The organism is Methanosarcina subterranea (genome assembly GCF_055385895.1).
Genome location: NZ_AP042426.1, coordinates 3288188 through 3301869, shown reverse-complemented (window position 1 = coordinate 3301869; position 13682 = coordinate 3288188). Strand labels below are relative to the sequence as shown.

The following is a 13682-nucleotide window of genomic DNA, read 5'->3' as shown; positions in this document are numbered from 1 at the left end:
TTGAATAGTTACGGAGGAATTAAAATAATACCTATGACAATAAAAGAGACCATAGCTATCGAAAAGACGAAGAGCAAAATTCGATAAGCGGTCGTACATATAAGCGGCTGTACATTATGCTTTTGACAGGGGACAAAACGCCAGTTATCTGTATCAGGATATAGCTGAAAGAAGGAAAAGAGAGGGAGAGAACATGGAAAGTGTAGAAAGATATGTGGACGGGTTTTTAATTCCTATCGCTAAAGACAAAGTAAGCAAATACAGAGAAATTGCTCAAAAATCAGGTGAGATATGGAAAGAGCTTGGTGCTTTAGAGTATTACGAATGTGTTGGGGATGACCTGGATATTGAAGAAATGGTTTCTTTCAAAAAGGCAGCCAGTACATCTGAAGAAGAGACCGTAATTTTTTCATGGATTGTTTATGAGTCAAAAGAGCATAGAGACAGAGTAAATGAAGCAGTTATGAATGATCCGCGGATGAAAGAAATGATGGAGTCAGGCGACTCGGATCTGTTTGATTACAGACGCATGGCTTACGGTGGATTCAAAACATTAGTAAATCTTTAACCTGACATCTTGCTACAGCCAACCGCAAATAATGCGGTGGCTCTTTTGTTAATTTAAAGTAATTGAACTCTGTATTCTTATGTAGATTTAAAAGGAGCACTTTGCGGGTTGATCTTTAGATCAAGTGGTTCTTTCCTGCTGGAGGGCTATTTTTGAATTAAAAAGAAGCATCTTAAAGGAATTCCGGTTTCATAAAAAGCTCAAGGGGCGTTCTGGAAAATTTTTGAAACGGTTAGACGTAGTATTGCCCGAACTGAAGAGAAAGGTTAGTGGTATATAAAAGTATAAAAGTCAGAGGAAATTAGAATTATTTAATGACGCCCCCCCTGATTGGGGGTTATCCTATGAACCCGTTTCCGGTACTCCCTGTACTCATTACCAAACTGTACCACCAGCCTGTTTTTCCAGTGCAGGGACCCGAGATACAGGTATATTGTGGTCAAAAGGTATATGACAAGCAGGTTGGCGGTCATAAAGGGAGTCAGCCAGATTATGACCATCCCCGAGAGCAGAAAGGGGTCCCTTATCCACCGGTAAATGCCTCGAATATTCAGAATCCCCATATTTTATCTGAATAACTTGTACATAATATTTTGATGGGGTTGTCAAATCTTTTGGTATCAATCAATTATCTCAATGTTTCCGCACCAGTATCTAAAAATCTTACTTTAAATCTTGCTTTAAATCTTACTTTAAATCTTACTTTATGGGTGCTTCCTCCTGTAAAGTTGTTGACATGTTTGCTTAAACGTCCTGGCTGTTGGCGATTTCTGGGAAGCAGGCAATTAAAAACTGTTCTAAGGCTGGCTGGCTCCTGCACCAGCAGGTTTGAAGCAACATGAGGTGTGAAGTAACATTGTCCTGAGAAACGAAGGTTCAAAAGTTATGTTGACTATCCTTAAGCAAAAATAACTGAAATCGGAAATTTTAAAAAATTTGATAAAGCTCCAGGCCTTAAGACAAGAGTATATATCATAACTATAGATACATTTATATATCCCAAGTGCCATGTGTGTGTGTTGATAAATAAAGATACGTATAATGATCTGTTATTAAAAACCAATTTTTGTTTTTAATCAAAGAGTCCTATACAATCTTATTTTAAAACAATTATCTAACAACTAAAACCAAGGTGAAACAATATGGCTTTTAATGACAGAAACTTCAGAGGAAATTCCAATTCTAACTTCGGCGCTCCCAGAGAAATGCACAAGACAACCTGTTCAGACTGTAAAGCTGAGACAGAAGTACCTTTCAAACCTGACCCTGAAAGACCGGTTTACTGCAGGGACTGTCTTCCTAACCACAGGACACCCAGAGAAAACCGCAGATATTAAGTGTCATTTGTGTAACTGAGTTACATCAACACTTATTTCTTTTACACTTTTTTAAATATACCTAAACCCGAAAGATATTTTTTCTTAACCTGTAATCCTGTGATCTTTTGCGTTTGAGATGAATCACTCTGAGAACATTTTTAGAGTATTACTATCTCTTTTGATTGATAGCCGGTTTCAAATAAAGTGAACACCTGTTAGCTGAATCCCATTTTCATGGGAGCTATTCGAAACTGGACCGCTGAATACAAAAAAAGATTTTTTCCTTCTGTTCAATTGAATTGAAATATATTTTTCCTGCCAGCGGTCTGCCTGAACTTTCTCCGAACTATTTTGTAAAACATTAAGGAAAGAGTATCTCTTTTATTAACAAATGTTATCAATTTTTTGCAATAAACGTTGGTTAAGAAGCATTTTATGTATTTAAATCAATAAATATGTGGTGAAAATTCACAGGTGAAAACCACATGACTCGCGATGATTATATGCTAATTATGGGATTAAACGTGTACGTGGACCCGGTATACACAGTGTCATACGAGGATAAAAATACCGGAGACAGGACGCACCTGTTTACTCTGGAAAACTGCGATGGCGATCTGATTCTGACAACAGAGATCCGAGATGAGGATTCAAAACTCATAGCAAAAATCGACAGAAGTAAGCTTACTCAAATTAACGAAAAATTTGATGTGCAGGGGGAAATAGATAAAGGAAACGGTCTTACGCTGACAAGAAGAGGAGATGGTGGCGCTATTTTCAATGCTAGAGTTACAGAAGATCGATATGTGGCAGTGAGCGGAATTTTTTATGTAGGGGGCAAGAAAATTCAGATAACTGATCGTAAAGTGGGAATAAACGACATGCCCCGACAAACTATAAACGGCGTGGATGTGCATGACACTATTTTTGTTGGATCCTGCAATATCGTATTAACCGATGATGGGTTAAAGATTTAAGACCAGGTTTAAAAGCAAGGTTAATTGATTTTTAGAACTCGGACAGAACTCGGACAGAACTCGGACTTGAACGGCTGTTCTGTCTTTCTTGCGTAATCCAGGGAGGGTAACAACCATAAGACATGGTGAAGATAATCTTTCGCCAAGCGTTAAACGGCATATAAATAGGTGCATCTTGAAGGCTGAATCCATTAACCTTCAATTCAGTTGAAATATATGTTTCATGGCGACGATCTGCCTGAATATTTTCCCGAATGTTTTTCCCGAATAGGTTTGTTAAGAAAAGTGAAATAAGTCATGTGATTTTGCCGATTTAAAAGGGGAACTTTGCAGAGTCTATAATTTTTTTATCGGATAATCAGCCGGAATTGGAATTTCAGGCATTTTATCTGCTCCATAAACCCTGATCACAAAATTTTCTTTCATTTAAAAGAATTATTTTTACTATTATGGAAACCGTTATATATTTCAAATGCAATGTATGTATATTGAAAATAAAGAGATGTATAACAATCTGTTGTTAAAAACCAATTTTTGTTTTTAACCAAAGAGTCGTATACAATCTTATTTTTCAGCAATAATCAACAACTAAAACCAGGGTGAAACAAAATGGCCTTTAATGACAGAGGAAGTAGGGGAAGAGACAGCAACCGCGGAGGCTTCGGAGCTCCAAAGGAAATGCACAAGACAAAGTGTTCTGATTGTGGTGTTGAAACCGAAGTACCTTTCAAACCTGATCCGGAAAGACCGGTCTACTGCAGAGAGTGTCTTCCTAAACATAGGAAACCCAGAGAAGACAGATACTAAATGTTATTTGTTTAACTGAGTTTACCAACACTTATTTCTTTTTTCACTTTTTAAAATAAATCTAACTCGGAATATATTTGTTCTTAGTTTGCGACTTTTTTCAGATTTAGAAGGATCACTTTGCGGAGCCTTTTTGATCGAAGTGATCTTTTCCTTTGGAGAGCTGTTTTAAATTGAAAACCTGTTAATCGAACTCCGTTTTCAGAAGCTATAAGAAAAGTAGGTTATTATACCTTCTGCAAACTATATACGAAAATTATTCTCTCCTTTAAGAGTATGATTTTTCCGTTTTTATAGAAACGCTTATATATTTTAAGTGCCATGTATGTGTGTTGATAAATAAAGATACGTATAATATCTGTTATTAAAAACCAATTTTTGTTTTTAATCAAAGAGTTCTATACAATCTTATTTTCAAACTACTAACAAAAACTAAAACCAAAGGTGAAACAAATATGGCTTTTAATGACAGAAACTTCAGAGGAAATTCCAATTCTAACTTCGGCGCTCCCAGAGAAATGCACAAGACAACCTGTTCAGACTGTAAAGTTGAGACAGAAGTACCTTTCAAACCTGACCCTGAAAGACCGGTTTACTGCAGGGACTGTCTTCCTAACCACAGGACACCCAGAGAAAACAGATATTAAGTGTTATCTGTGTAACTGAGTTACATCAACACTTATTTCTTTTACACTTTTTAAATATACCTAAACCCGAAAGATACTTTTTTTCTTAATCCAGAGCTTTTACAGATTGAGAATTGACCTTTTACAGGTTAATCAGTTTTATTTTTGTTGATAGATTTCCTCAGGGCTTTTCAAGAGTTATCAATATCTTTTTTAATCAGGATGATTGTTTTCGAATTAAAATAACATTTTAAGTGAATTTTTCCAGTGAATTATGGGTTAAAGAAAGTCACTAAAGAAAGTTATTATAGAAAGTTATTATATAAAGTTATTATAGAAAGTTATTATAGAAAGTTATTATATAAAGTTATTATAGAAAGTTATTATAGAAAGTTATTATATAAAGTTATTATATAAAGTTATTAAAGAAAATCATTAAAGAAAATCATTAAAGAAAATCATTAAAGAAAATCATTAAAGAAAATCATCAAAAAATGAGTACTGAATTGGAAATGAAAGTTTCTCTTATAATTTTCAAATTAATTAAAATATTGTTTCCGCTCGGTGGTCTGCGTCAGGAACTTGAACTTTCAATTATTTGATTTCCAGAACCCATTTCCATAGAGGGACATAGCTGATCTCCTCTTCTTCTTTTTCGAGATTCTTCGAAGCATTATTAACCTGGAAACCTTCTCTCCTAAATGCTCTTTGAATCCCAGAAGAGCATTAATTTCTTCTTCCTTTACGCGGTCCGTACAGGTACAGTTTATACCTTTAAGCGTTCCATCCTACTTTGATGACAAATCCATTTCTTTTTTTTCTTTCCAGTAAGAGAATTCTACTTTTCTTCGCTTCAACTCTACAAAGGTCAGGTTCTCTGCAACCTTAGTTCCCATATTTTAAGCGCATAATTCAACATCAGGGAACCTTTATGCGCCTAAAAATGCGGAATGTAGGCTGCAAGCTTCCCTTCATAAGCAGGAAAGGGGAATGCCGTTAAATTTCGGAACCCATTGTCTATGAAGTAAATCTTTTAGGCAAACCCATGATTTTTATAGATTTAAAAGGAGCACCTTACAGAGTCAATTGGTTTTACCTTATCGGTATAATACTTCAGTCAATCCTGTCGATTTTATGAAGAGAAACATATTTGATACTGGCATTAAATGCTAACGGTTTGCGTAATTCATATTTCGATCTCCTGTCAATATAGGATAATAATCTCCAGATATTGGCAATTTTACTAATATGAGGTAATCAAAATGGCGTCTCTGTATCGTGAATTTGTACAAATATGTCAGAATTCGAAATGTAAGTTGTAATGTAACATAGTCAAGATATACTTTTTTAAAGATATATCTTTTTAAAGATATACCTTTTTGACCATAATTTTTAAAATAATTAATCCCCTTAAAATTGCAGAACATGATCAAAAAGCTTATTAAGTTCGACCCATTTTATGTAGTATCGACTTTTTAATTTAGACTTTAGGCTAGGGTTCTTATGGTAGAAATAGAAAAAGAATTAGAACTGCTGCGTCAAAATCTATTGGACCTTTCTTACAGAAATAATTTAATCAATTATAAACCTTCAAAAGGGCGAACTATACCAATAATAGATGAGTATCCCCGCGAAATATACAATATATTTGTCCTTCAAGAAAAGTCTATGAAATTTTTACCGAAAGATATTGATAGTCCTGAAAATTTGAAGTCTGATTCTGAAAAGGTTAATAACTCAGATCTTAAATGGGCTCCCATCATCAATGAGGCCGAAGAACCTGATCATTATTTTGATGATTATCTTAACACTCCTTATGGACCTGAAGACCTTGGGAAAAAGCTATTCTACGTATATAATCAGGCAAAATCTGTATTTGAAGAACAGGGTTATCCAGTTCTATACCTTGCTCTTGGCTTTCTAAAGTGGACTGAGGATAAAAATTCTCTAAAGGTATGTAAAGCCCCACTTATTCTTGTTCCTGTTGAGCTTGAACGTTCAGGAGTGAGCCGTAAATTTATTTTAAAGTGGACCGGAGACGATATTTTTACATCGATCACCTTACAGGCAAAGCTTGCTGAACAGGGTGTTGAACTTCCGGAATTTGAGATGCCTGATGAAAAATCTGGTATTGACTTATATTTTCAGTCTGTTTTGAATGCTATATCCGATAAGAAAGATTGGAGCGTTCTAAGTGAAATTTATCTCGATTTTTTCAATTTTAAAAAATTCGTTATGTACAGAGACCTGGATCTTGAAACCTGGCCTGAAAATTTATCTCCTACTAACCACTCCCTTATTCAAAAAATATTCAATCCTTCAGAAGATTCCGTAAATCAACAGAGTTTTTCTGAAAAAGATGTTGACTTGAAGCTTTCTGCAAAAAATACATATCATATTCTGGATGCAGATTCTTCACAAATTGCAGCTATCGAAGATGTAAAAACTGGAATAAACCTTGTTGTGGAAGGACCCCCAGGCACTGGAAAATCTCAGACGATCACTAATATAATTGCAGAGTTATTGAAACAGGGAAAAAGTGTATTATTTGTTAGTGAAAAGATGGCAGCATTGGAGGTCGTAAAAAGCCGTCTGGATAACACAGGGCTGGGAGATTTATGCCTGGAGCTCCATAGCCGTAAAGCAAAGAAAAAAGAAGTACTTGCGGAACTCGAGCGCACTTTAAACAGACCGGCTCCAAAATCAATAAATTTTGATCACGAAATCAATAATCTGGATCAGATGAAATCAGAACTCAATGAATATGTAACGGTACTTAATCAATCAGTGGGAAAACTTAACTTTTCTTTATATGAAATGTACGGCTTAAAAGAAAAAGTTCGCCGTTATTTTATGAAAAACAACAGGCCAATGCTAAGGGTAGAATTTTCCGATCCAGATAAATGGGATTACGAGCAATGGACCGAGGCAATTTCAACACTTGAAAAACTAACCGAACTCCTACCTATCATAAAAACAGTATTAAACAATCCCTGGAAGAGCTGTGAACCTGAGGACATTTTACCATCTGACCTCGAAGAAATTGACAGTTGCATTGATGATTATTATACCTCAATCACGGATCTTGAACATTTAATCAAAAATCTGGCAGATCTTACTGGCGGCTACATTCCTTTATCAGAAGATAAACTCATTCCTTTTGTTGATGCTGCGAAAGTTGTTGCTTCTTCCTATCAAGTAGATGAAGAAGTTCTGAGAAATCCGAAATGGGACTCACAAAATAAAGAAGCAGAAGGACTTATATCTAAATTAAAAAGAGATCATGATTTAGATTCTTTTGTAAAGGAGTCTTTTAACGCTTCAGTACTCGAAATTGATGTTTATTCTTTATTAAATGAGTTTAAGTACCTGGTTGAAAAGAAAAGCGAAACTTCAGACTTTTATATTTCACAGGTTTCTCATGAAGAAAGTGATATTGTCTCTGATCTTGAATGTATCCGTGAATGGAAGCAAATTAAGAATTATATTGAGAGTAAGCAGGTAAGCGGGCTACAGATATTTGGAAATCTGTGGAATGGTGAAAAAACAGATATACGGAAATTGGAAGAATTTAGTAAATGGATGGATTCTTTCAAAAAACAATTGGTGGTGGAAAAGCTTTCTGTAAAAGCATCTATAATTCTAAATAACGGAATTAGCAAGGATCTGTTACAAAATTCAAAATGGGAAGAAGTCAGTAATGAAACTGAGGCTTTTAGATCAAAACTAAAAAAATACAAAGAGCTTAACTCTTTAGTACAGAAAAAATTTGAGAATTCTATTATTGATAAAGACATTGTTTCATTTAAGTCATCGTCTGCAGGATTACTAAAATTTTTGAAACCAGGGTACCGAAAGTTAAAGAGTGAAATATTAGGTTGTTATAAGTCACAACCTCCATCTAACGATGCTAAAATTCTACAGGATCTCCAATATGTATTTGAATTGAAGCTGGTACTGGAGGATTTTAGAAACATACAATCAAGAGGGCAAGACCTTTTTGGGACTTCTTGGCAAAATGAGCTAACTGATGCTGACATTTTAGGTGAATTTGTCAAATTGATTTCTTTATTTAAGAAACAGTTTTCACAGGGTGTACTCTCACAAAATATGGTTGAGCTTCTGAGAGCAGGCATAGACCAGAATGTATTAAATAATTATGAATGGGATTCTCCAAACAATGAAGTTGAAGCAATTATTTCAAGACTGAGGAGATATCATTATCTAAATTCATATTTAGAAAACACGTTTAATGATTCCATTTTCGAACAAGATACTAATGGGTTAATTCGTCAAATAAAAATGTTATATGAAAAGAAACAGGAAGTTTCAGGTTTCTATAAAACCGGGTTAGTATCAAATGATGAAGGCATTATCTCAGATCTAAAACTTGTCTTTGAATTTGAAACAAATAGAAAAGAACTAACTAATATGCAGAATAGGGGGTGGATTCTCTTTGGGACTTACTGGGAAAATGAAAAAGCGGATCCTCAAATCCTGGAAGATTTTAGTAAATGGATCACTTACTTTAGAAAATATGTGGTCCAAGGCATACTCTCAGAAAAAAGTATTGAGATTGTAAGTAAAGGTGTTAAGAAAGATGATTTAAATTCAATCATCAGTAGCACAATAAAGAAAATAGATAACCTAAAAACTCAGAATAATTCGTTGTTTAAGCTGCTCAATACAGAAGTTGTAACAATTTTTGGAAAAAATATCGAGGGAGTTCCCTTTGACGAGTTAAAAAATAAATTAGAGTTATGGAAATCGGAATTGTCGTCACTTATATCCTGGAGTCAATTTGTAAATTATAGAAAACAATGTTTGAATACAGTTGCAGCACCTTTTATTCATATTATAGATAACGATGAAATCCTTGCTGATGACCTTGTGCCTGGTTTTAAAGGTAACTATGCAGACAATTTATTGAAAATTACATTTAGAGAAAAAAAGATCCTGCCAGCATTTGTTAAAGAACTTCAGGACAATAAGATCAAAAAATTCAAGGAACTTGACAGCAAAATTATTTTGCTAAATCGCCAAAGTATCGCACATGAAGCGTATAGCAATAAACCTAATGTATGTTCCGGAGCTTCCCGTGGGTCTGAGGCCGGTTTTCTCTTAAACGAATTTAATCGAAAACGTGGGCATATGCCAATTAGGAAACTCATGACTCTCTCCGGGGGATTAATCCAAAAAATCAAACCTTGTTTTATGATGAGTCCTCTTTCAATTGCTCAATACCTCGACCCAAGAACAACAAAATTTGATGTAATAGTTTTTGATGAAGCCAGTCAGGTGAAGCCTGAAGACGCAATTGGAGCTCTATTGCGTGGGAATCAGGTTGTTGTGATGGGTGACTCTCGCCAGCTTCCCCCAACAAGCTTCTTTGACCACGTTGCTGATACCTCAGACACTGACCTTGATGACGACGCAATTTATAGTGATATGGAAAGTATTCTCAATGTTTGCAAAAGGAGCTTCCCTTCAAAAACACTTCGCTGGCATTACCGGAGCAGGCATGAGACGTTAATTGCAGTATCTAACCAGGAATTTTATGATAACCGGCTTTATGTCTATCCGTCACCAATGCACGATGATGATAAATTGGGATTGAAATTCGTGTACCTTCCGGATACCATATATGACAGAGGGGGAAGTAGTGGTAACCGGGGAGAAGCACGCACAGTTGCAAAAGCAGTACTGGAACACTATAAACATTTTCCCTCTAAAAGTATTGGTGTGGGGACTTTCAATGCAAAACAACAGGAAGCAATACAAGAAGAAATAGAGGAACTTTTACGCCATGATCCTGGAATGGAAAAATGCTTCACAAATGAAAAAGGGGAGAATTTTTTTGTCAAAAATATTGAAACGATTCAGGGAGATGAAAGGGATATTATATTTATAAGTATTGGATTTGGTTTTGACATAAATCACAAGTTAAACAAAAATTTTGGTCCTCTTAACAAGGAAGGGGGCGAAAGGAGATTAAACGTCCTGATCACCCGTGCACGCGAAAAATGTATTGTATACTCTAATTTCACTTCCAGGGATTTGAGGATTGATGAGAAGGACCCTTTCGGTTTGCGGGCTTTGAAGATTTTCCTGGAATATGCTGAAACAAAAAATCTTGTCGCAATTGAAGGAGTAAAAGAAGATACTGAGTCTCCTTTTGAAGATTCTGTGTATGAATTCCTTAGGGACAATGGATATGAAGTTCACAAACAGGTTGGTTGTGCAGGTTATAGAATAGATCTTGCAATTATTGACTCTAGTAACCCGGGGCACTATTTTATTGGTATCGAATGTGATGGTGCTACTTACCACTCATCTCCGGTTGCAAGAGACCGTGATAGATTACGTCAGCAGATTCTTGAAGGATTGGGTTGGAGTCTTTATCGTATATGGTCAACAGATTGGTACCGACATCCGATGGAAAGTGGATATAAGTTATTAGAGACAATCGAAAATGCGAAAAAATGCCTGATAATTAATGAAAAAGAGGAAAGAAGCATTTATGAAAGCTCTACTTTTGAAATCGAGTATGATGAAAAAGTAGTTCTAAACAATCAATTTACTTCACAGGTTGAATCATTGGATAATCTTGAAGAGAAAGTTCAAGAATATAAAATTTACCCATTAGCAGGTGTATCTACGAGTGATTTTTCTGACATCTCCATATCTCAGTTAAAACAATTAATCATAGACATCGTGGAATATGAGGGACCCATACACTCAGATGAACTAATTCAACGTATTAAGTTGCATTTTGGAATTGCACGTATTGGGGGCAATATGAAGAGTAGAATTTGCAGTGTAATCAAATATGCAGAAGAATCGAAACAGATCCTGGTTAAAAATGATTTTCTCGGGCCAAATTCCGAACACAAAAGTATATTGAGAAGACGCTGTGGGGACAAATCAGTAAAAATCGAATGGATTTGTGATGAGGAAATCATTCAAGCTATTTGTTTTGTCCTTACAAATCAGTATTCTACTGCACAGGAGGACCTCATAGTTCAGACTTCGCGTGTTCTTGGAATAAAAGTTGTACGCCAGAACGCTAAAAATAGAATCGAAAACATAATCGGGTCCTTAATCAGAGAAGATTACCTTGTAAAATTGCCAAATGAAATGATATATTTCAGAGAAACTGGAAAGTGTTCTCTTCTTTAAGAGTTTTGCATTCATTTTTATAGAAACATTTATATATTTTAACTGCCATGTATGTGTGTTGAAGATAAAGAGACGTATAATCTGTTATTAAAAACCAATTTTTGTTTTTAATCTAAGGGTGTATACAATCTTGTTTTTAATTATTGACTATCCGCTAAAGCGGAGGTGAAACGAAAATGGCTTTTAATGACAGAAATTTCAGGGGAAATTCCGGAGGTTTCCGCGGTAACAGCGGACCTAGGGAAATGACAAAAGTGACCTGTTCTGACTGTGGTGTTGAGACTGAAGTACCGTTCAAACCCACCGAAGGCAGGCCAGTATACTGCAGAGAATGTCTTCCTAACCACAGGAAGTTCTAAAAATAATCTGCATCAGGTGTTAATTTTGTAATTGAATTTACATTAACACCTGGTCTATCTTTTCTTTTTGTTTTTGGTTCATTCTTTTTGTTTCTTTACTTATTCCATTTCATTCAGCAGGAAAAAGTAAGAACAAAACGGCATAAAGAGTAAGAGCCGGCATGAGTTCGACATGAACTCATAAAAATCAATATTTAACTCATAAAAAATAATTGAAAGCTTAGTAAGGAGGAATTAATCTGGCTAATTACAGAAGCACTATTAGAAAAAGAAGATTAGGATCTACAACACCGGTAAACTCAGGAGATAACCCTGAAGTATCCAGGGTACGAATCCCTCGCAAGGACAGAAATGAAGTCCTGGCAACTGTTTCGAGCTTACTTGGTTCGAAAAGGGTAACGCTTCAGTGTATGGATGGAATTGTCCGTATGGGCAGGATCCCGGGCTCTAAAAAGAAGAGAATGTGGATACGCGAAGGCGACGTTGTAATAGCCAATCCATGGGAAGTCCAGGACTGCAAAGCCGAAGTAGCCTGGAAATACACAAGACCACAGGTCGAATGGCTTGAGCGCAAAGGCTACATTAAGTACTAATTTTAAGATATCAGAATAAAGATGCCTGTAAAGGTATCTAAAATAAAGGTGTCTGAAAAAGACGCCTGAAATCCATATTTTACTTTTCTGCAGGAGCGCGTTTATGTTGCTACGAGCAAGGTTCTATAGACGACAAATTTGATATATCTCACATTTTAGCATTTATAATTGCTATAGAAAAATGCTGAAATTTCTTTCATCCTCTCTATTTCTATTTTAATATATTTTTCCTGGCGGCGGTCTGTCTTAAAAGCCGAAAATTTGTAAATTTTGCAACTTCAGGAGAGTACTTCGAAGAGCCGGTCAATTTCACAATCTATCTATTTTTTAGAAAATACTTTCTTGATCTAATTAACCTCTTGTAGCCGATAAAAGGTAGGCTTTTCTGCTACTCGGATTGAGCAGCGAATCGAAAACTGAGTCTTTTATATAGATTATATTGAATAGAGGCGAAAAAGTACTCTCCATTTCAGCCTTTGAGACTCTTCTGGGCAGCTCGTATTCTCCCGGCTCTTTATCAGAGAAACACAGCATGAAATATTTGCCTCCTTCCTTGAGCACCCTGTGTACCTGCCGTGCAAAAACCGGTCTCTCTTCATCCGTCATTACGTGAAACAGGCCGGAATCAATAACGACATCGAACTCGCCTTCCTCGAAAAGTCGATCCATCTGCAGTACATTTCCTACGGCAAAATTTACCTTAACATGACGCTCTATGGCTTTTGCCTTTGCATCGGAGATGGCATTTTCAGCAAGATCCATACCCACGGCGTCACAGCCATTCATCGCCAGCATTATCGCATTCTCACCCCGACCACACCCTATGTCCAGAGCTCGTCCTGGCTTGATTTCTCCATTTTGTATAACAGCCTGAAAAGCGGGCTGGGGGTGACCTACGTCCCACGGCGGCGTGCCTTTATATACTTCATCCCAGAACAAATTTCTCCTCCTCGAAGCTAAAAATATTAAATTACAATTTGATATGCGGTTAATGATAAACCCTAATCTTAATAACTTTTCTGGGCGACCTTTATTCTGGAGGTCCAGGTAGTTTTGACAACAACTGTGAAACACCGTCTGTTTTTTAAACAAAAACCGGGTTAATGCATGTTAAATAAGCTGTTTTTCCCCAGTCTGCGATTCTTTGTAGATTTAGAAGGAGCACTTCGCAGGGCTTATCTTTTAGACCAGAGTGATTCTTTTCTGTTGAAGAAAATTTTAGAATTATGGTGAAATGTCAAAACTGGACCGATG

At 36.0% G+C, this 13682-nt stretch carries 9 protein-coding genes and 1 pseudogene; 8 read left to right on the top strand and 2 right to left on the bottom strand.

What is annotated here, in order from left to right:
• The first annotated feature begins 193 nt into the window (after window positions 1-193).
• Window positions 194-568: a DUF1428 domain-containing protein gene (locus tag ACZ5A8_RS14330; RefSeq protein ID WP_229390627.1), complete on the top strand. Its 375-nt coding sequence runs from the start codon at window positions 194-196 to the stop codon at window positions 566-568.
• Window positions 569-879: 311 nt separating this feature from the next.
• Here ACZ5A8_RS14330 and ACZ5A8_RS14325 read toward each other — a convergent pair.
• Window positions 880-1128 (bottom strand): annotated as a pseudogene (locus ACZ5A8_RS14325) (methyltransferase family protein); the annotation flags it as partial.
• Window positions 1129-1710: 582 nt separating this feature from the next.
• On the opposite strand from ACZ5A8_RS14325, the gene ACZ5A8_RS14320 reads away from it, so the two are divergent.
• The 7 genes from ACZ5A8_RS14320 (at window position 1711) to eif1A (ending at window position 12428) form a co-directional block, all read left to right on the top strand.
• Window positions 1711-1905 (top strand): CxxC-x17-CxxC domain-containing protein, encoded by a 195-nt coding sequence (locus ACZ5A8_RS14320; protein WP_322225651.1) that lies wholly within the window; start codon window positions 1711-1713, stop codon window positions 1903-1905.
• 467 nt (window positions 1906-2372) lie between these two features.
• Window positions 2373-2864 (top strand): hypothetical protein, encoded by a 492-nt coding sequence (locus ACZ5A8_RS14315; RefSeq protein ID WP_464529857.1) that lies wholly within the window; start codon window positions 2373-2375, stop codon window positions 2862-2864.
• Window positions 2865-3473: 609 nt separating this feature from the next.
• Window positions 3474-3671 (top strand): CxxC-x17-CxxC domain-containing protein, encoded by a 198-nt coding sequence (locus tag ACZ5A8_RS14310; protein ID WP_229390623.1) that lies wholly within the window; start codon window positions 3474-3476, stop codon window positions 3669-3671.
• 455 nt (window positions 3672-4126) lie between these two features.
• A complete protein-coding gene (locus tag ACZ5A8_RS14305) occupies window positions 4127-4318 on the top strand; it encodes a CxxC-x17-CxxC domain-containing protein (protein WP_229390697.1) in 192 nt (63 codons plus the stop codon).
• A gap of 1482 nt (window positions 4319-5800) precedes the next feature.
• Window positions 5801-11476: a DUF3320 domain-containing protein gene (locus ACZ5A8_RS14300; RefSeq protein ID WP_464529855.1), complete on the top strand. Its 5676-nt coding sequence runs from the start codon at window positions 5801-5803 to the stop codon at window positions 11474-11476.
• A 176-nt stretch (window positions 11477-11652) separates the two neighbouring features.
• On the top strand, window positions 11653-11835 hold the full coding sequence (locus ACZ5A8_RS14295; protein ID WP_048134822.1) for a CxxC-x17-CxxC domain-containing protein: 183 nt from the start codon (window positions 11653-11655) through the stop codon (window positions 11833-11835).
• Window positions 11836-12095: 260 nt separating this feature from the next.
• Window positions 12096-12428: a translation initiation factor eIF-1A gene (gene eif1A / locus ACZ5A8_RS14290; RefSeq protein WP_464534147.1), complete on the top strand. Its 333-nt coding sequence runs from the start codon at window positions 12096-12098 to the stop codon at window positions 12426-12428.
• A 351-nt stretch (window positions 12429-12779) separates the two neighbouring features.
• On the opposite strand, the gene ACZ5A8_RS14285 is transcribed toward eif1A, so the two are convergent.
• Window positions 12780-13367 (bottom strand): class I SAM-dependent methyltransferase, encoded by a 588-nt coding sequence (locus tag ACZ5A8_RS14285; RefSeq protein WP_464529854.1) that lies wholly within the window; start codon window positions 13365-13367, stop codon window positions 12780-12782.
• Window positions 13368-13682: the final 315 nt, after the last annotated feature.

What these genes read in the sequence shown, in the direction of transcription:
- ACZ5A8_RS14305 (WP_229390697.1), top strand. Translation starts at nt 4,127, where the DNA reads ATGGCTTTTAATGACAGAAACTTCAGAGGAAATTCCAATTCTAACTTC.
- ACZ5A8_RS14330 (WP_229390627.1), top strand. Translation starts at nt 194, where the DNA reads ATGGAAAGTGTAGAAAGATATGTGGACGGGTTTTTAATTCCTATCGCT.
- ACZ5A8_RS14320 (WP_322225651.1), top strand. Translation starts at nt 1,711, where the DNA reads ATGGCTTTTAATGACAGAAACTTCAGAGGAAATTCCAATTCTAACTTC.
- ACZ5A8_RS14315 (WP_464529857.1), top strand. Translation starts at nt 2,373, where the DNA reads ATGACTCGCGATGATTATATGCTAATTATGGGATTAAACGTGTACGTG.
- ACZ5A8_RS14310 (WP_229390623.1), top strand. Translation starts at nt 3,474, where the DNA reads ATGGCCTTTAATGACAGAGGAAGTAGGGGAAGAGACAGCAACCGCGGA.
- ACZ5A8_RS14300 (WP_464529855.1), top strand. Translation starts at nt 5,801, where the DNA reads ATGGTAGAAATAGAAAAAGAATTAGAACTGCTGCGTCAAAATCTATTG.
- ACZ5A8_RS14295 (WP_048134822.1), top strand. Translation starts at nt 11,653, where the DNA reads ATGGCTTTTAATGACAGAAATTTCAGGGGAAATTCCGGAGGTTTCCGC.